A 17,982-nucleotide genomic window follows, 5' to 3' on the forward strand; every position below is an offset into this window, starting at 1 on the left:
AGTCGAGGACCGCGCCGTCGGTGCCGAGGACGACCGGGATGACGGAGCCGTCGCAGCACAGCCTGCGCACCGTCTCCGGGGCGAGGTGGGTGCCGGCATCCAACCCGCCCAGGGTGGTGGCGGCGCCGACCCGGTCGCGCAGGGACTCCCAGCCCATGGTCAGGACCAGGGTGGTCTTGTTGGTCTTGCCGCGTTCCTCCCCGGCCGCGACCGCCCGCCGGACCAGGGCCACCAGCGCGTCGCCGCGGCGCCGGTCGGAGGTGCGCAGGTCGCGTTCCCCGTCCACCGGTTGCGGGGCCGACAACGGGCCGAGCGCCGCCTCCAGGACGGCCTTGCCCTCCACGTCGAGGGTGAGGCGGTACTCGAAGGTGTCGGCGCCGGTGTCCCGCGGCCGGGACAGGGCGATGAACGCCTTCCCCCGGTCCTGCCCCTGCTGGAGGACCTCGGTCTGGCCGTAGCGGGCCAGCAGCGCCGGGCGCAGCCGCCGGCAGGCCTGCGGGCCGTCGGTGGCGGCGAGGGCGATCAGCCCTTCCAGGACGTGGGGGTCGGCGCCCTCGACGAGCAGCGGGCGGAGCTTGTCGGCCTCGGAGACCACGGTCGCGGCGGCGTGCACCGGGATCCGCCCGGACTCCACCGCCGCCCTGACCGGGGCGTTCGCGGTCTTGCCGAACGCGGTCGCCACCGCCACCACGGTCCCGGCCCTGCCGGGCCCACCGGAGCGCGTCGACGGCGCGTGGTGGCGCACCCACTGGGCCACCGTCATCGCCGCCGGACCGCCGGACGTCTCATCCCGCTGCATGGTCTCGTGCACCACCGCCACCCGGCCGGCGTCGCACGCCATGCCCAGCGCGTCGACCTCGGACAACAGCCCCGACAGACCGTCCGGGCCACCCCCGGACGGGGCCTGCCACAGCGCGGTTCGCAGGGCGGACAGGGAGGAGCGACCGGCCGCGATCCGCTCACGGTGCTCGGCCAGGCTCAGCCCCGCGGCCGGGCTCGGGCCCTGCCCTGCGCTGTCCTGCTGGCTCCCCTCCATGACGACAACAGTAGGGCCGACCACCGACAACCCAGCTCGACAGGGATCGAATGGAAACCGTTGCAGCACAATGGACTTCGACGGCACGCCGGGACGCGCAAAGCAACCCGGGGATACAACCCTGTGGACGGCGCGACGTCGCCGTGGAGCCTGTGGACACAGCCTGAACGGCCCACCACCGCCCATCGCGGCAGGCGTCGACCGCTACGGGATCGCCGCGAGCGCCGCAGCGCGGCCGAGCAGCACGTCCCGCTCGCGCCGGTTCCGGGTCATCCCCGCCGCCCGCTCGAACTCGGATCGCGCCTCCCCGTCGCGCCCCAACCGCTCGAGCAGCTCACCGCGCACACTCGGCAACAGGTGGTAGCCCGCCAGCTCCGGGGCCGAAGCGACCCTGTCGACGAGGGCCAGGCCAGCGGCGGGCCCCTCGGCCATCGACACGGCCACGGCGCGGTTCAGCTCCACCACCGGGGACTGCGTCAGCGTCACCAGGTCCCCGTAGAGCGCCGCGATACGGGCCCAGTCAGTGGCCTCAGCAGTGCGCGCGCGTCCGTGGCACGCGGCGATCGCCGCCTGCACGGCATACGGGCCAGGGGAGTCCGTGAGGGCCTCGGCTCGCTGCAGCGCCGTGAGACCGCGTGCGACCTGCGCCCAGTCCCAGCGACCCCGGTTCTGCTCGAGGAGCAGCACCGCCTCCCCGCGCGGCCCGACCCGCGCACGCGAGCGGGACGCCTGGATCTCCATGAGCGCCAACAGTCCCCACACCTCGGACTCACGAGGGAGCAGTCCCGCCAGCACCCGCCCGAGCCGCAGCGCGTCGTGGCACAGCTCGGGCCGGAGCCAGTCCTCCCCTGCCGTCGCGGAGTACCCCTCGTTGAAGATGAGGTAGACCACCTCGAGCACCGACTCCAGCCGCCCGGCGAACTCCGTGGGCGGAGGTACCTCGAAGGCCACACCGGCAGAGGCGAGCTTCTTCTTGGCGCGCACGATGCGTTGCGCCACAGTCGGTTCCGGCACGAGGTAGGCCCGTGCGATCTCCTCCGTCGTCAGGCCCCCGAGCACCCGCAGCGTCAGTGCCACGCGTGCCTCGGCGGACAGCACGGGGTGGCACGAGGTGAAGACGAGCCGCAGCAGGTCGTCCTCGATGTCCTCCTCCGCCGTCTCGAAGTCGGCCTCCCCCGTCAGGTGCCGCGCCTCGAGCTCGCGACCCAGCTCCGCCTGCTTCCGGGCGAGCGTCTCCTGCCTGCGGATGTGGTCGATCGCCCTGCGCCGCCCGACCGACAGCAACCAGGCCCCCGGGTTGCCGGGGATGCCCTCGCGCGGCCACTGCTCGAGCGCCGCGACCAGCGCGTCCTGGGCGGAGTCCTCGGCGAGGCCGATGTCGCGGGTGACTCGTGCCAGTCCTGCGATCAGCCGGGCCGACTCGATGCGCCAGACCGCCTCGATGCTGCGCCGCGCCGTCGCTCTGGCCTGTCGTGCGTCGGTGCTCTCCACGAGCCCAATCAACCAGCGCCACGGCGCTCCGAGCAACAGGTATGCCGGTGGGTCACCTGCGCGGGCGACCCACCGGCACACCTCGTGGCGGGCTCAGGGGCGCTGGGATGCAGCCTTCGCGCGCAGCTCGGCCTCGAACTCCTTGATGTGCTCGGGGAGCGCGTCGCCGAAGTCCTCGGCCTCGTAGACCCGGCGGACCTCCAGCTCCTCGCCCGGCTGCATGGGCGCCCGGCGCACCCACTCGAGCGCCTCCTCCTTGGACTTCACATCGAGGATCCAGAAGCCGGCGATGAGCTCCTTGGTCTCGGCGAACGGCCCGTCGGTGACGGTGGTGCCGCCCTGGCCGTCGAACCGCACGCGCGCCCCCTGCGAGCTCGGGTGCAGCCCCTCACCCGCGAGGAGCACACCGGCCTTGACGAGCTGCTCGTTGAACCGGTTCATCTCCTCGAAGACCGTGGGGTCCTCCGGTAGCTGGCCGGACTCGGACTCCGCGGTGGCCTTGACCAGAACCATGTAGCGCATGTCATCCATCCTTCTCGTGAGGTGGCCGGTGCCTGTGTGGCCCAGCCTCTACCCTCACGTCGAACGGCGCAGCGGCTGATCGACAGCCCGGTGGGAGAAATTCGGGACCCTTCTCCCACCGGGCTGCCGGGCCCCGGACCGAGGCGTCAGCCGTGCGCCCACGCGCGGCTGGGGTCTGGTGGTTGGTCAGGAAGGCACCCTGGGGTCGACGACCGCGCGCACGGCGCGCAACGCGGCATACCGACGCGTGCGGTCACGGTGTGAAAACCGGTGTCGGGACGTCTGTTCCGACACGTACCATTTCTCCTGCCCACCGCGCCAACGACGACGCGCCGTCTCGGGCACCACCCCCTCTCTCGTGAAAGGCACTGCCATGCCCCGCCTCACCCTGCCCACGCGCCGCACCCCGGCCGTGGTCACCCCGCGGCGGGAGATCGCGCAGATCGCCGTGCCGGTGAGCGCGGAGTTCGTGCTGATGCTGGTGCTGAACTTCGTCAACCAGGTGGTCGTCGGCACCCTCGGCGCCACCGCCATTGCCGCGGTCGGCTTCGCGAACAGCCTGTCGTTCATCCTCATCATCACGCTCGGCTGCCTCGGCACGTCGGTGAGCATCCTGGTGGCGCGCGCCTTTGGCGCCGGCCGCCGCACCGACATGGACCACACGGTGGCCGCCGCCCTGCTCGTCGCGGGCGCGCTCGGGGTGATCGCCTCGCTGCTGCCGTTCGCCTGGGCGGGTGACCTGCTGAGACTGACGGGAGCGTCGCCCACGGTGGCCGCGGCGGGCACCGACTACTTCCGGCTCATCGCCCTGGCCACCCTGCCCACCATGCTGAGCGCCATCCTCAGTGGCGTGCTGCGCTCGGTGGGCCGGGCCGCCAGCCCGATGGTCGCCACGACCGTCACGGTCGTCGCCAACTCGGTGCTGGGCTACGCCCTGGTGACCGGCGCCGGCCCGGCCCCCGAGCTCGGCGCGGCGGGAGCGGGCTGGGCGACCCTGGTCACCGCCGTGGTCAAGGCCGGCATCCTCGTCGGGCAGACCTACGGGCCGCGCGGCGTCGTGGCGTGGCACCTGCCGGTCGACCGGGCGGAGTGGCGCCTGGTCGTGGGTCCGCTGTTCGTCCTGGCCCTGCCGCTGGGCGTCACCGAGCTGTTCTGGACCGGAGGCACGTTCCTCTACAACGTCGTCTTCCAGCGGCTCGGCGACGAGGCGCTGGCCGCAGCCCAGATCGTGCACACGCTCGAGGGCGTCTTCATCGTCGGCAGCATCGGCCTCATGAGCGCGACGACGACGCTGGTGGGCCGGGCCGTCGGGCGGGGCGACGCCGCCGACGCCCAGGCGTGGGTGCAGCGCCTCACCCGCGCCGGTGTCGGCACCGGTGCGCTGTTCGGGGTGTTCTTCGGGGCCAGCGTGCTGCTGCTCGAGCCGCTCTTCCATGACGCCGGGCCCGACGTGCGCTCGATGGCAGTGCTCGGCATCGCGGTCAACGCGGCGTTCCAGGTCGTCAAGGTGCGCAACATGATCCTCGGCGCGGGCGTGCTGCCGAGCGGCAACGACGTGCGCGGCGTCATCCTCGGTGACGCCGTGGGCGCCTTCGTGGTCGGCCTGCCGCTTGCCGTGCTGCTCGGGCTGCACACTCCATTGGGTGTGCTCGGCGTGTTCGTCGCCCGGGTCGTCGAGGAGGTCGCCAAACTGGCGGTCTTCACGTGGCGGGCGCGCCGGCTGCGCTGGGACGTGCTCGCCCGCAGCGGGCACGACGACGGCAGCCTGGCAGCCCCCACCGAGGGTGTCGCACCCGCGCCGCCAGCCGAGGCCCCTGTCAACGTCTGAGGAGTCCCCGTGACCTACCGGTTCGTCAACGCTGTCCCCACCGTGGAGGAGCACGGAGCCCTCGCGGTGGCCGTCGGATGGCAGGACGCCTTCCGCTGGGAGGCGATACCGGCTTCGCTGGCCGGATCCGTATGCGGCGTGGTGGCCTACGACGCCGAAGGCCAGCCGGTGGCGATGGGCCGGGTCGTCGGTGACGGCGCCTTCTACTTCTACGTCCAGGACGTGGTCGTGCACCCGGGACACCGTCGGAGGGGCCTCGGTCGCGAGGTCATGCAGCGCCTCCGCGCCCAGGTCCTCGAGCGGGCGGGCGGCGACTGCTTCGTCGGGCTGTTCTCCACCCCGGAGGCCGTCGAGCTCTACCAGGACGCCGACTTCGGCGCCGAGACGATGACCGGCATGTGGCAGGTGCTGCGCCCGCGGTGACCGAGCCGGCCCTGGCTCACCACTCCAGGCAGAGGCGCCCGTCCCCCGCGGTCTCGACGCGTGTCCCGAGCCGGCGGCACTCGCGGTCCAGCGTGTCGGCCAGCCAGACCGAGTCGTCGATGCTCGCCGACTCCAGGCGCAGGCGCCGGGCGTGGAGCGGGACCATCGCCAGGCGAACCAGCCGTCCCGGCTCGCGCCCCGCGCCGCCCTCGAGGTCCACGGCATACAGCAGCCGCAGGTCGCCGCGGAACTCCTCGTAGCCCCGGATGCCCTCGTAGTCGTTGACGAGGTCGCCGCAGCCGTACAGCACCAGCCTCCCGCGGTACACCTCCAACGGTCGCGGGTGGTGCGACGAGTGACCGTGCACGACGTCGACCCCGCCGTCGACGAGTCGGTGCGCGAACCGCCGCTGCTCCCGCGTGACCGCATAACCCCAGTTGCTGCCCCAGTGGATCGACACGACGGCCACGTCACCTGGTTGGGCCGCCTGCGCGAGCCGGTCGGCCACCGCGTCGGCGTCCGCGTCCGCGAGACCGTCCAGCAGGGCGAGACCGGGACGGTCTGCGGTCGCTCGCCAGTGCTGGGGCACCCCGCTGGAGACGTCGGCGACCGAGGCGACCAGGACCCGCTGGCCCCTGCCGGCCGACGCGACTGCCGGGCGCCAGGCGTCGGCGTCGGTGCGGCCTGCGCCGCAGGAGCGCAGGCCGGCGACGTCCATCACGTCGAGGGTCTCGAGCAGCCCGGCGCGGCCGTAGTCCAGGACGTGGTTGTTCGCCAGGGCCCACACGTCGACGCGAGCGGCTCGCAGGACGGCCAGGTTCCGCGGGCTCATCCGGTAGGTCACGGCCTTGTCGAGGGCGGCGTCGTCGCTGCGCGTCACGCTGGTCTCGAGGTTCATGACCCGGATCGACGGCCCGAGACGGTCCATGTGCTGGAGGGCGACGCCCCAGGGCCAGGTCGGCCCCACCGGGTGCGGGATGGGCCCGCTCGCCATCTCGGCGAGACGCACGTAGGTGCGGGCGTCGTCGACGTACTGCTCGTGGAGCACCGGGTCGAGCGGGCTGGCCAGCACCTGGTCAACTCCGCGGCCGGTCATGACGTCGCCGGCGAGGACGAGACGGAGCTCGTCGCGCACACCTTCAGCGTAGGGTCGCTGGGGCGGCGTGCGTTGCGTGTTGGGCGAATCGGGTCGGGCGTCCGTCGACAGGCGAGAATGGTCGCGTGAGCGAGCCAGGCCAAGACCTCCTCGTGCCGCCCGGGCCGGGGCTGCGGCACGGGCTCACCGTGCCCGCGGGTGAGCTCGTCGAACGCTTCAGCCGGTCGTCGGGGCCGGGCGGTCAGGGCGTCAACACCACCGACAGCCGGGTCGAGCTGCTCTTCGACCCCGCGGCCTCCTCGGCCTTCACCGACTCCCAACGCGACCGGCTGCTGCGCGCCGTCGGGGACCAGCTCGTCGCGGGGAGGATCTCGATCGTCGCGTCGGAGCACCGGTCCCAGCTGCGCAACCGCGCCGCGGCCCGCGAGAGGCTCGCCGGCCTGCTGCGCAGTGCCTTGGCCCCACCGCCTCCGTCTCGGAAGGCCACCCGGCCGACGCGCGGCTCGCAGCAGCGCCGCCTCGACGCGAAGAAGCGGCGCTCCGACATCAAGGCCCGCCGCGGCCAGTTGCCCCGCGACTAGGTCGTCGTGACGTTGCTCGTGACCCGTCGCTCGTGACCCGTCCGTCGCTCGTGACCCGTCGCTCGTGACCGTTTGCTCGTGGCCCGTTGCCCGCCCCGTTGCTCGCGACCGGCGGCTGCGGAACTGACGGGCCGCGAGCAGAACGAACCCGCTTGATGTCACAACCGCGGCCCGGCCGGTGTCTCCATGTCGTGAGGACCTACCAACACGTCAGCACGACCACCGACCCAGGAGGAGACATGGAGCACACCACCCGCATCCCCGCGGCCGAGATCACCGGCGTCAAGGGCGCGCTGATCAAGCGCATGATCGAGAAGAAGCTGGGCAAGGTGCCGACGGCCGTGGGCGTCTACTGGCACAACCCCAAGGTGCTGTTCGCGAGCTTCGGCCTGGGCAGCAAGATTCAGAAGTGGGACGCCTGCGACGAGGGCCTGAAGTCGTTCGCCCACATGGCGGTCGCGTCGCTGGTCGGCTGCACGTGGTGCCTGGACTTCAACTACTTCGAGACCCTCCACAAGGGGCTCGACGTGTCGAAGGCGCGAGAGATCCCGCGGTGGCGCGAGGCGGACGTCTTCACCCCGCTGGAGCGGGACGTCCTGGAGTACGCCGAGGCGATGAGCCAGACACCGCCGACCGTGACCGATCAGCTGGTGCGCCGGCTGAACGCCGCGCTGGGGCCTGCCGCCGTGGTCGAGCTCACCTCGGTGATCGCCTTCGCGAACATGAGCACGCGTGGCAACGTGGCGCTCGGCATCGAGTCCGACGGCTTCGCCGCCGCATGCGGGTTGAAGCCGCTGGCCGAGCGACCGGGAGTAGCGTCCGCGTCATGAGCGAGGACCCCTTCGTCGCCCACCGCAGCCTGTTGTTCACGGTCGCCTACGAGATGCTCGGCTCGGTCGTCGACGCCGAGGACGTGGTCCAGGAGACGTGGTTGCGGTGGGCCGCCCTGGTCGACGCAGAGCGTTGCGAGGTCCGGGACCCTCGGGCGTACCTCGTGCGGATCGTGACCCGGCTCTGCCTCAACCGGCTGCGCACGCTCGCGCGGCGGCGCGAGGAGTACGTCGGCGAATGGCTGCCCGAGCCCGTGCTGACCAGTCCGGACGTCGCCGAGGACGTCGAGCTCGCGGAGAGCGTGTCGATCGCCATGCTGACGGTGCTCGAGACGCTGCTGCCGACGGAGCGCGCGGTCTTCGTGCTGCGCGAGGTCTTCGACGTGCCGTACGACGAGATCGCGGAGGCGCTGGACAAGTCGCCCGCAGCGGTGCGCCAGATCGCGATGCGGGCCCGCAAGCACGTGGCGGCGCGCCGGCCCCGGATCTCGGTGAGCCGCAGCGAGCAGGAGCGGGTGGTCGAGCGGTTCCTCGCCGCGCTGACCTCCGGCGACGTGCCCGGTCTGCTCGAGGTGCTGGCTCCCGATGTGCTCGTCGTGGGCGACGGCGGCGGCCTGGCCCCGACCATCCCCAAGCCCGTCCGCGGGGCCGCGAGGCTCGCCCCGGTGATGGCCCGCTTCGCCGAGGTCGCGCCGGGTGCCAGGGCCTTCATCGTGGACCTCAACGGTGGCGTCGCGGTGCGCATCGATCCCGGCGGCGAGAACGACACGGCGGTGTCCGTCGTCATCGAGGACGGACGGATCACCGAGATCTACGCGATCCGCAACCCGCACAAGCTCGAGCGGCTGGGCGAGGTGGCTGAGCTCCGACGGTGAGTCCGAAGGTCCAGTCCTCAAGCGCGCTTCATATTCGTTTGCCGGGACGCCGGCACCTTGGGAGGCTCGCGGTATGTCGGACGGCCCCCTGGACCCGCCCTTCGACCAGTTCCTGGCAACGGCAGAGGCAGTTGCCAGGGCACGGCCCGAGGTGGACCTCGAGATGGCTCGTGAGGTGTTCCTCGAGGCTGCGACCCTGCTCTACAACGGTCTCGCCCTCGACGGGCTGGACGAACACGACGCCAGGGTCGTCGTCGATGGGCTGTGCGTCGACCTCGTCGCGGCGGACCCCGGCTCCGCGGTGCGCGCACGTTCCCGGGCGTGCTTGGAGGCCCCCGGAGACCTTCACGACCCGAGAGGCGCGGCCGCGGCATACGAGATCTCGGCAAGGATCCTGCAGCTCTGAGCAACGCCGCGACCCATGGTCTGTGGCCGACGCGCCACGGCGGCCATGACCGGCAGTCCAGGCGCCCTACAGGGCGATCAGCGCCGCGATGAAGAGGGCGAACGCAGACCACGTCGTCGCGAGCTGGATCCAGTTGATTGCGAAGTACTTCCGCCGTCCCGCCTCCCAGCTCGGCGGCATCGCCTCGGGGTCCCACGCCAGCATCACCTTGTAGTGAGGTGTCTTCACAGCGTTCGAGACGATGATCACGCCGACGACCACGATCACCCAGCCGGTCGCGGTGAGCACGAACGAGGTGGAGCCGCGGTCGTCCCAGAGGAGCACGAGCGCAACGACGGGCAGGAGGAACATCCCGAGCGACCAGCCGAGGTTGTACGCCTTCCCCCATGACCGGTCCGCGAAGCGAAGAAACGCCTCCATGAAGGTGCGGAAGTCCCGGCCGTCCATCTGCGTGAGCATCGGGCGCATGATGGTGCACAGCATTCCCAGGAGGCCGGCCGCGAGCCCAGAGAAGAAGACGGTCGCTGCGAGCACCCACTTCTCACCCGTCATGGCGGAATCCTCCTCTGGGCGTTGCGAGACCCACGAGCCCCCTCCTGGCGGGCGGTCGACGTGTCGGTGGGGACGTCGGCGTGCCGGGGCCGGCCGGGGAGATCGGCCAGTCGACACTACTGCCGGGCCGAGTGACCGGTCCATCCGTCCGCCCCGGCCCCTGGCGACCCGCCTCGCGCGTTCGGCCGGCCGGACCAGCCGCCCAGCAGGTCCGCGAGCGCTCACGGTCAGCACAGGGCGGCGTCGGCGCAGTGCTCCACCCTCCCGCCGACCACGGTTGCGAGCACCCGGATGTCCAGCAACGAGTCCACCGCGACGCTCGTCGGGTCCTCCGAGAGGATCACGACGTCCGCGTACTTGCCGCGGGCCAAGGTGCCCTTCACGTTCTCCTCGAAGGTGCCGTATGCGGCGTCGACGGTGAAAAGCCGCAGCGCCTGGTCGACCGTCAGGCGCTGGGCCAGCTGCCAGTCCTCCGGTGGGCGCCCGAAGTAGCTCTGACGGGTCATCGCCTGGTGGACCGCCTCCAGGGGTGATCCGTGGGGCGGCTCGGTGGGCCGACCCACCAACCCGAGCACGAGCCACGGCATGTCGGTGCTGCCGATCGTGCGGACTCCGCTTTCGACCAGGTCTCGCCAGCGGGCGATCCAACGGGTCTGGCCTCGGGCCACAAGCTCCGGGAAGCCCGTCTCATCCGCCAGGTCCCCCGGGACCCCCGGCTGGATGGACGCGACCATCCCCAACGCGCGCATCCTGGTGAGCTGGTCGTCGCGGAGCTGGATGACGTGCTCGACCCGGTGGCGTGCGTCCGGGTTGGGGTCCGCGGCCTGTGCCCTCGCCACCGCCGTGAGAATCTGGTCGTGCGCCACGGCACTGACCGTGTGCGCCGCCACCTGCCACCCGTTGCGGTGCGCCGTCTGGACATAGTCATCCAGCTCGTCCTGGTCCCAATGGAACGTGGTGCCCCAGTCGTGGTCGAGAAACAGCTTGATCCCGGCCAGCCGAAGCCGCGGGCTGTACGCGTGGCGCGGCTCGAACCCGAGGAACCAGGTGCCGAACTTCTCCTCCTCGAAGTTGACCGCCAGGTAGGCGTTGACCCGCACCCTGAGCCGACCGGCGGCGTCGAGAGCGCGCAGCTCCCCCAGTCGCTCCTGGTCGACGAACTGCTCATTGATGCTGGTCCACCCCGCGCGCACGGCCGCGTCGATCGCGGAATCGGCGTTGTGGCCCACTCTGCCCGCGTCGCCGATCCAGTGCGCGTGCGAGTCGATGAAGCCCGGCAGCACCGTCCGCCCGCCGAGATCCACGACGCGCGTCGGGCCTCTCCGCAACGCCAGCACGTCCTGGTCGCTGCCGACGGCCAGGATCCGACCATCGCCGATCGCCACCGCCTCGGCCTTCGGCCGCCCGACGTCCATGGTGAGCACGACCGCGTTGTGGTAGATCACCGCCGGCGAGGCGACGCTCGTCGCGGAGACCGGCAGCATCAGAATCCCCGCACACCCGGCCAGGACCACACCATGGCGCCAGGACATCCGCACGCCCCATCCTCCCACCGCCGGTCGACCCGCCTCCGCGAGCGCATCGGGGCGACCACGACGGTCCGGCCTGGCCATTCGTGGCCCGCCACGTGCCGGCTGCCCAGGGCGGCGGCCAACGCGACCGCGGGAAGGAGGCGCGTCCGGTGGCCTGGCCCGCCGTCAGGCTGCTCCGGGAACGCCTCGCCGACTGACCGCGGGGTCGCCGGGGGGCTCAGCCGCCGGGCTCGGCGTCGAGCGGCTCGAGGACGACGACGGCGGTCTCGGTGGGCCGCCGGGCGGCGTAGTCGTCGAGGTTCACGTCGATCTCGGCCCAGCGCGACCAGAGCCGCTCGCGCTCCTCGCCCGAGGCGCGGCGCCCACGCACCTGTCGTGCCCCGTCGCGGGTCTGGACGACGGCGTCCGGGTGGGCCTGCAGGTTCAGCCACCACGCGGGCTCGGCCGGGCCCCACCCGTTCATCGCCATGGTCACGAGGTTGGAGCCGTCCTCGAAGTAGCCGAGCACGACCTGGCGGGGCTGCCCACTGCGCCGTCCGGTCGTGGTGAGCCGCAGCGTCCCCCAGCGGCCCGGCCTTGGGCGCCACAGCCCCAGCCGGCCCCCGCTCGCGCGCAGCAGAGCACGGTGGCCGTGCCAGAACGCCACGATCACCCACCGTGGAGGGAGCCGGGTATGCCGGCCGCGCGCCGCTGCTCGCGCCTCGCCATCACCGGACATGACCCCAGCGTGGCCCCTCGTGGCGGGTCCCGCCAGAGCCCGGGGTCGCACACCGTGGGTCCATGTCGGGGCTAGCCTGACGCCATGGAACGGCCGTGGCCGCTCACCGGCCGGGACGAGGAGCTGCGCCGGGTCGTGGCGGCGACCCGGCCCGGGGCGCCGGGGATCGTCGTGGCGGGCCCCGCCGGAGTGGGCAAGACCCGGCTCGCCCGTGAGGCACTGGCGGTTCCCCGGGGTCGGACTGCGACCGTCGTCTGGGCCCATGGCAGCACGGCCGCGCGGCCCTTCCCCCTCGGTGCCTTCGCCGGCGTGCTCGACGTCCCGGCCGGCGACGCCGCCGAGACCATCGGCCGGGCGCTGGAGCAGCTCGTCCGGCAGCGGCCGCTGGTGCTGGCCGTCGACGACGCGCACCTCCTCGACGAGCACTCCGCGATCGTGCTGCACCGCGTGGTGGCCCGGCGGCTGGCCCCGGCGCTGGTCACCCTCCGGACCGGCGAGCCGGCCCCCGACGCGGTGACCTCCCTCTGGAAGGACGACCACCTCACCCGCCTCGACCTGGAGCCGCTGGACGCCGGCCAGACCACCGGCCTGGTCGCCCGGGTGCTCGGCGGTCCTGTCGAGTCCACCTCCGCGCACCGCTTGTGGACCATGACCCAGGGAAGCCCGCTGTTCCTGCGGCACCTGCTGACCGGGGAGGTGTCGGCGGGCCGGTTCACGCCGGCGTCGGGGATCTGGCGGTGGACCAGCGAGCCCGCGCTCTCCCCGGAGCTGACGGACCTCCTGGCGCACGAGATCGGCGGCCTCGCGGCGGGGGTGCAGGACGTCGTGGACCTGGTCGCGCTGGCCGAGCCGGTGGCGGTCCCGACACTGGCGGCGCTGACCTCGCCTGCCGACCTCGAGGAGGCAGAGGGCCGGGGCCTGGTGCGCACCGACGGGCTCGTCGCCCGGCTGGCGCACCCGCTGTACGGCGAGGTCCGCCGCCGCGCCATGGGCACCCTGCGCGCACGCCGCCTACGCGGCCGGGTGGCGCAGGCCCTGGACCCCGCAGCGCCGGACCCGATCCCCCGGGCCGTGCTCACCCTGGACTCCGACCTGGCCCCGGAACCCGCGCTGTTCCTGCAGGCAGCCGAGGCCGCGACCCGGATGTACGACCTGCCGCTGGCCGAGCGGCTGGCTCGGGCGTCCGCCGCCACGGGCGACCCCGGCGCCCGGCTGGTGCACGCCGCGGCGCTGTCCTGGCTCAGCCGCGGCGACGAGGCCGAGGCGATCCTCGCCGACCTCGCCGAGAGCGCACCCGACAGCGGGACGCGCGCGCTGGTGCAGCTGCACCGCACCGGCAACCTTCTCTGGACCATGGCAGCGCCCGACTCGGCCCGCCAGGCGCTGGCCGCGGCCGAGGCCACCGGCGCGGCCCCGCTCCACGTCGCCGCCATGTCCCTCGCCCTCGCCGCTGCGGTCGGCGAGCTCTCCCCTGTGCTCGCGCGCGGTCCTGGGCTGCTGCACGACGAGCTGCCCGACGACCTGGCCCGCATCCTGGTCGCCTCCGCAGTGTCCGCGGCAGCCGCCGTCACCGGGGAGCCCCGGCTGCTCGACGAGGCCGCGGTCGTGGGTGGGCTCACCGCCGATCGCGTGCCCACCACCATTCCCGGGTTCGGGCTCGCGGACCTGCAGGTGCTCGGGCACCGTCTCGCCGGGGCACCTGGCCGCGCCGACGAGCACGCCCGGAGGATGCAGGCAGCGTCAGCCGACCTGCCCGGCCCGGCCAGGCTGATGGGGTTGGTCGTCGCCGGTCACGCCGCCCTCGCCGGAGGCCGGGTCCGCGACGCGCTACCCCTGCTGCGCGAGGCGTGGGCCGGGCTGGCGGAGTCGGGGCACGAGTTCCGCTTCCGGTGCCGCACCCTGCTGGCGACGGCCCTGGCGCAGACCGGCCAGACGGCGAAGGCTGCGCCCCTCCTGGACGGCGTCGTCACCGAGCGCCACCCGGCCTACCAGCTCCTCGTGCCCGACGACCTCCTCGCGCGGGCGTGGGGGTCCGCTGCCGAGGGATCCACGAGCGTGGCGCTCGGCCACGCCGTCGCCGCCGCCGACCTGGCCCGCGAGACCGGCGCCCCCGCCTACGAGGTGCTCGCCTGGCAGACCGCGGTCCAGCTCGGCGACGCGACCGCTGCGCTGGCCCGCCTCACCGCGCTCCCCGAGCTCGGCCCCCGGGCCGCGGCGACCCGCGCCCACGCCCAGGCGTGGGCGGACGAGGACGGCGAGAAGCTGCTGGAGGCCGCCGACGCCTGGACCCGTCTCGGTGACCTCGTCGCGGCCGGCGACGCGGCGGCCCAGGCGGCCGATGTCCACCGTCGGCAGGGCCGACCGGGTTCGGCTCTCTCCGCCACGGCCCACGCCGAGAAGCTGGCCGCCCGGTCCGGTGCCCGCACGCCGGCCCTGGCGATCGCCGTCCGACCGCTGCCGCTGACCGCCCGCGAGCGCGAGATCGTCTCCCTCGCCGCCCGGGGGCTGTCCAACAGGGATATCGCCCACCGGCTGACCGTGTCGGTGCGCACCGTCGAGGGGCACCTCTACCGCGCCGGCCTCAAGCTCGGCGTCTCCGAGCGCACCGCGCTGGCCGACGTGCTCGGAGTCGAGTAGCGCACTACTCGCTCCCCCGCCGCCCCGCCGCCGCAGGCTGGTCGCACCCAGCCAAGGAGGAGCCATGAGCACCCACGTCCCGCCCGGCGAGGGCCGGCACTACCCCATGATCGACGGCGACCACGTCGCGAAGGCCGCGGTCCAGGACTCCGGCGGAGCCTTCGAGGTCTTCGAGGTGGTCGCGCCCGCCGCGCCGATGGCGCCCCCGCACGTCTCGCCGTGGACCGGCGTGCTGTTCCTGTTGGAGGGCCGGGTCACCGCCCTGGTCGACGGCACGTCACACGACGTGGAGCCCGGCGGGCTGGTCGTCTTCCCGGCAGGGACGCCGAGCACCTTCCAGGTGGTCGGCGAGTCCGCCCGGTTCCTCGCGATCACCTCCGGCGAGGGTGCCGGCCGGTTCTTCGCCGACTTCGCCGGCTCCGTCCCGGCGGACCGGCCGGTCGAGGAGTCGATGGAGGCGATCCTGTCGGTGACCCGGCGCCACGGCGTCACGCTCGCCGGCGCGTGAGGCGCCGCGGGGCGTCGGCTCACTCGAGGCCGTCGAAGAGGTCCGTCAGCATCGGCACATCGCCGTCGAGCTCAGGCCAGGCGATCGCGTACCACTCCCGCCCCAGGCGCCGCTCCCACTGGGAGGTGTTGGTTGGGTCGTCCGACATGACGTGCAGCTGGCTTCGGTGCTCGCGAAGGCCGGCGACGGTGCGGTGGGCGACGGCCCGGCAGTCCACGGTGACCCGGATCTGCTCGTCGGGCACACCGCGCATGTGGTAGGTCTGCGTCGGGTCGAAGGTGAAGAGCCCCAGCTCGGCTCGCTGGCGGTTCCACCTCTCGAAGACCGTCTGCGGGACCGCGCCGTGCGCCAGCCGCTGGAACCCGGACCGGTCCCGGCGTCGCAGACGCGCGAACGCCTCGTCGGTGGCTGCACCGATGGCGACGTGGTCGGGGTGCCCGAAGATGCCGTCGGGACCGAACGTCACGACGACGGCGGGATCCTCCTCGTCGAGGATCCGCGCGACGGCCGCCACGACGTCGTCGAAGGGAACCTCGGCGAGGCCACCGTCCGGCAGACCCAACCACTCGTGACGGTCGGGGACGCGACCGTGCGCCCGCCACGCGGCCTCGTCCTCAGCCCGGCGGATGGACCCCAGCGTATGCCGCGTGGCCGGGAACCCGTCCCTGATATCCCCCTGCTCGCCGAAGGTTGCGTGGACCAGGACGAACCGGAAGTCCGGGTCGTTCGCGTGGAGGGCGACGCTGCCGCCGACACCGTAGGCGTCGTCGTCCGGGTGCGCGAAGACGCAGGCGAGTGTGCGGTTGGTCATGACCCGGAGTATGGGTCCGGGGCGATGACCACCGCCACGTCGTCCCGTCCTGACACCGCGAGCCGCGCCGAGCGATTGCGGGCGTGAACCGCTCGGTCGGGCCATGGTCCCGGCGTCGGCAGGGCGGGACATTGAAGGAGTACACCCGTCCGCGAGAACCCGGACGCCAGCCCAACGGAAGGGCACCCCCGATGCCCAGAATCGTCATCACCCACGCGATCCAGGACGTCGACCGGTGGCTCCAGGGCAAGGCCGAACGCGCCGCGGCACTCCCTGGTGCCACGAACATCACGGACCTCGTCGCCCTCGACGGGAGCAGGCAGGCCGCTGTGTCGTTCGAGATCGACGACGTCGGCGCCCTGACGGCGATGCTCGCCTCGATGCCCCCGGAGGTGGCCGCCCAGGCCGAGTCGCACGGGGTCATCATGCCGATGACGGTCTACGTCGAGGCGTAGGTCCAAGGTTCACCCTGGACCGAGAGGACAACCATGGACCACGCCACGACGATGCGACGTGCCTACGAGCTCATCAGCGCAGGAGACATCGACGGGTTCGGCGCCCTGGTGGCCGCGGACTTCGTCGAGCACGAGGAGACGCCGGGCCTGCCCCCGACGAAGGACGGCGTCCTGGAGCTGTTCCGCGGGTACCGGGCCGCCTTCCCCGACATGCAGATGGCCGTCGACGAGGTCATCGCCAGCGGCGACAGGACCGTCGCGCGGGTGAGGGTCTCCGGAACGCAGGACGGCGAGTTCTTGGGGATGCCGCCGTCCGGTCGGCGGGTCGAAGTGAAGCTCATCGACATCATGCGGTTCGACGATGCCGGCCTGGTCGTCGAGCACTGGGGCGTCGTCGACATGCTGTCCCTGCTCCAGCAGCTCGGCGTCATCCCCCAGGGCGCACCAGGGGCGTAGGTCCCCGCGGCGACGCGCTACTCCGGGGGGTGCCACGTTCTGCGCGATGGAGTCGGTGGACAGGGCGGCGGAGAGGCTGGGCGAGCGAGTGCGAACAGGGCGCCGGCTCCGCACTGGACACCCATGCGCTGTGTGCCCATTGGCTGCGTGAATGGTTCTCGAGGGCGAGGTTCACGGACTCGACGCACTGGTCGGTGTGCCGCGGGCTCACGTCGAGCTGTACATCCGCCAGCTCGTTGACCGGGGGCTGATGGAATCCTCCGTGGTCACGACGATGCAACGGCGTCCGCGGGTTCTTTCGCCTCGCCCATGCGTCGAACCGCCGCGCGGTGAAGGATGCTGCGAAGCGCCGCCAGCCCACCGGACCATCCTGGCCCGTTGCCGGACATAGCCGATGTGCACGGGTTCCGCATACGTTGGAGGCGTGAAGGAGCGGACCGAAGTCGGCAGCCTGGAGATTGCCTATGTACGTGCCGGCTCGGGCCCGCCTCTCGTGCTTCTGCACGGTTACGTCGGTGACGGACCATCGACCTGGCGGCACCAGATCGACGTGCTGAGCAGTGAATTCACCGTGCTGGCCTGGGACGCTCCAGGCGCTGGACTCTCGACGGATCCACCCGAGTACACAGGGATGAACGGCTACGCCGATTGCCTCGCGCCGTTTCTGGCTCAATTGGGAATAGAACGCGCCCACATCTGCGGGCTCTCGTTCGGCGGTGCGCTTGCGATCGCCTTCACGCGACGCTACCCCGCTGCGGTGCAAAGCCTCGTTCTCACATCCGCCTACGCCGGATGGGCTGGCTCGCTGCCTGCCGACGAGGCCCAGCGACGCCTGGACCAAGCGCTACGACTGTCCCAACTGACGCCAAAGGAGTTCTGCGCAACGCTACTGCCAACGATGTTTCGAAGTTCCGTGCCGGCGAGGGACGTCGAACAGTTCGCGGAGGCCATGGCCGCGTTCCACCCTGCTGGGTTCCGGGCAATGGCCAGGGCAAGCGCGGAAGATCTTCGCAGCGCGCTCCCCGGAATCAGCGTGCCCACTCTGCTCATCTACGGCGAGGATGACGTGCGCGCGCCGCGTGGGGTCGGCGAGCAGCTCCAGGCGGCGATCAAGGGTTCTCGGCTGGTCTTCGTATCCAACGCTGGACACCTCTGCCCCATCGAATCACCAGCGTTCGTCAACCAAGAGATGAGGGTGTTCCTCCTCTCGTCGACGAGCCCGTGA

At 72.5% G+C, this 17,982-nt stretch carries 19 protein-coding genes; 11 read left to right on the forward strand and 8 right to left on the reverse strand.

All coding sequences use genetic code 11. From position 1 onward, the window contains the following. From VIB11_RS05290 to VIB11_RS05300, 3 genes are all read right to left on the reverse strand, one after another. The coding region (locus VIB11_RS05290; RefSeq protein WP_332029067.1) for a DUF222 domain-containing protein at positions 1 to 1,036 on the reverse strand (1,036 nt) is incomplete at its 3' end. Between the two features lie 204 nt (positions 1,037 to 1,240). Further along, on the reverse strand, positions 1,241 to 2,527 hold the full coding sequence (locus VIB11_RS05295; protein WP_332029069.1) for an RNA polymerase sigma factor: 1,287 nt from the start codon (positions 2,525 to 2,527) through the stop codon (positions 1,241 to 1,243). Between the two features lie 93 nt (positions 2,528 to 2,620). After that, entirely contained in the window at positions 2,621 to 3,049 is a 429-nt protein-coding gene (locus VIB11_RS05300; RefSeq protein WP_332029071.1) for a YciI family protein, read from the reverse strand. Positions 3,050 to 3,422: 373 nt separating this feature from the next. On the opposite strand from VIB11_RS05300, the gene VIB11_RS05305 reads away from it, so the two are divergent. Together VIB11_RS05305 and VIB11_RS05310 are read left to right on the forward strand one after the other, a co-directional pair. Then, on the forward strand, positions 3,423 to 4,877 hold the full coding sequence (locus tag VIB11_RS05305; protein ID WP_332029073.1) for an MATE family efflux transporter: 1,455 nt from the start codon (positions 3,423 to 3,425) through the stop codon (positions 4,875 to 4,877). A gap of 9 nt (positions 4,878 to 4,886) precedes the next feature. After that, on the forward strand, positions 4,887 to 5,300 hold the full coding sequence (locus tag VIB11_RS05310) for a GNAT family N-acetyltransferase (protein WP_332029075.1): 414 nt from the start codon (positions 4,887 to 4,889) through the stop codon (positions 5,298 to 5,300). Between the two features lie 16 nt (positions 5,301 to 5,316). Here the strand turns inward: VIB11_RS05310 and VIB11_RS05315 are convergent, their stop codons facing one another. Beyond that, positions 5,317 to 6,435: a CapA family protein gene (locus VIB11_RS05315; RefSeq protein WP_332029077.1), complete on the reverse strand. Its 1,119-nt coding sequence runs from the start codon at positions 6,433 to 6,435 to the stop codon at positions 5,317 to 5,319. An 86-nt stretch (positions 6,436 to 6,521) separates the two neighbouring features. On the opposite strand from VIB11_RS05315, the gene arfB reads away from it, so the two are divergent. From arfB to VIB11_RS05335, 4 genes are all read left to right on the forward strand, one after another. Beyond that, positions 6,522 to 6,977 carry an alternative ribosome rescue aminoacyl-tRNA hydrolase ArfB gene (gene arfB / locus VIB11_RS05320; RefSeq protein ID WP_332029079.1) on the forward strand — a complete coding sequence of 152 codons (456 nt, stop codon included), beginning with the start codon at positions 6,522 to 6,524 and terminating at the stop codon, positions 6,975 to 6,977. A 239-nt stretch (positions 6,978 to 7,216) separates the two neighbouring features. Then, entirely contained in the window at positions 7,217 to 7,807 is a 591-nt protein-coding gene (locus tag VIB11_RS05325; RefSeq protein WP_332029081.1) for a carboxymuconolactone decarboxylase family protein, read from the forward strand. After that, positions 7,804 to 8,682 carry an RNA polymerase sigma-70 factor gene (locus VIB11_RS05330; protein WP_332029083.1) on the forward strand — a complete coding sequence of 293 codons (879 nt, stop codon included), beginning with the start codon at positions 7,804 to 7,806 and terminating at the stop codon, positions 8,680 to 8,682. Before VIB11_RS05325 ends, VIB11_RS05330 begins: the two co-directional genes overlap by 4 nt. Positions 8,683 to 8,755: 73 nt before the next feature. Further along, complete coding sequence (locus VIB11_RS05335; RefSeq protein ID WP_332029085.1) at positions 8,756 to 9,088, forward strand: hypothetical protein; 333 nt, start codon at positions 8,756 to 8,758, stop codon at positions 9,086 to 9,088. A 66-nt stretch (positions 9,089 to 9,154) separates the two neighbouring features. On the opposite strand, the gene VIB11_RS05340 is transcribed toward VIB11_RS05335, so the two are convergent. From VIB11_RS05340 to VIB11_RS05350, 3 genes are all read right to left on the reverse strand, one after another. Then, complete coding sequence (locus VIB11_RS05340) at positions 9,155 to 9,640, reverse strand: hypothetical protein (protein ID WP_332029087.1); 486 nt, start codon at positions 9,638 to 9,640, stop codon at positions 9,155 to 9,157. A 227-nt stretch (positions 9,641 to 9,867) separates the two neighbouring features. Then, positions 9,868 to 11,124: an amidohydrolase gene (locus VIB11_RS05345; RefSeq protein ID WP_332029089.1), complete on the reverse strand. Its 1,257-nt coding sequence runs from the start codon at positions 11,122 to 11,124 to the stop codon at positions 9,868 to 9,870. Positions 11,125 to 11,389: 265 nt separating this feature from the next. Continuing rightward, positions 11,390 to 11,890 carry a nitroreductase/quinone reductase family protein gene (locus VIB11_RS05350; RefSeq protein WP_332029091.1) on the reverse strand — a complete coding sequence of 167 codons (501 nt, stop codon included), beginning with the start codon at positions 11,888 to 11,890 and terminating at the stop codon, positions 11,390 to 11,392. Between the two features lie 84 nt (positions 11,891 to 11,974). Between VIB11_RS05350 and VIB11_RS05355 the strand changes: the two genes are divergently transcribed. Further along, on the forward strand, positions 11,975 to 14,527 hold the full coding sequence (locus tag VIB11_RS05355; protein WP_332029093.1) for a LuxR C-terminal-related transcriptional regulator: 2,553 nt from the start codon (positions 11,975 to 11,977) through the stop codon (positions 14,525 to 14,527). A 64-nt stretch (positions 14,528 to 14,591) separates the two neighbouring features. After that, positions 14,592 to 15,035 (forward strand): cupin domain-containing protein, encoded by a 444-nt coding sequence (locus VIB11_RS05360; protein WP_332029095.1) that lies wholly within the window; start codon positions 14,592 to 14,594, stop codon positions 15,033 to 15,035. Positions 15,036 to 15,054: 19 nt separating this feature from the next. Here VIB11_RS05360 and VIB11_RS05365 read toward each other — a convergent pair whose 3' ends face one another. Then, positions 15,055 to 15,846, reverse strand: coding sequence for a PIG-L family deacetylase (locus VIB11_RS05365; RefSeq protein ID WP_332029097.1), 792 nt, complete (start codon positions 15,844 to 15,846; stop codon positions 15,055 to 15,057). 191 nt (positions 15,847 to 16,037) lie between these two features. Between VIB11_RS05365 and VIB11_RS05370 the strand changes: the two genes are divergently transcribed. From VIB11_RS05370 to VIB11_RS05380, 3 genes are all read left to right on the forward strand, one after another. Next, positions 16,038 to 16,301, forward strand: a complete 264-nt coding sequence (locus VIB11_RS05370) for a hypothetical protein (RefSeq protein WP_332029099.1) — start codon at positions 16,038 to 16,040, stop codon at positions 16,299 to 16,301. Between the two features lie 33 nt (positions 16,302 to 16,334). Continuing rightward, on the forward strand, positions 16,335 to 16,757 hold the full coding sequence (locus VIB11_RS05375; RefSeq protein WP_332029100.1) for an ester cyclase: 423 nt from the start codon (positions 16,335 to 16,337) through the stop codon (positions 16,755 to 16,757). Positions 16,758 to 17,181: 424 nt separating this feature from the next. Then, entirely contained in the window at positions 17,182 to 17,982 is an 801-nt protein-coding gene (locus VIB11_RS05380) for an alpha/beta hydrolase (RefSeq protein WP_332029102.1), read from the forward strand.

The organism is Pedococcus sp. (assembly GCF_036554925.1).
Classification (GTDB): Bacteria; Actinomycetota; Actinomycetes; order Actinomycetales; family Dermatophilaceae; genus Pedococcus_A.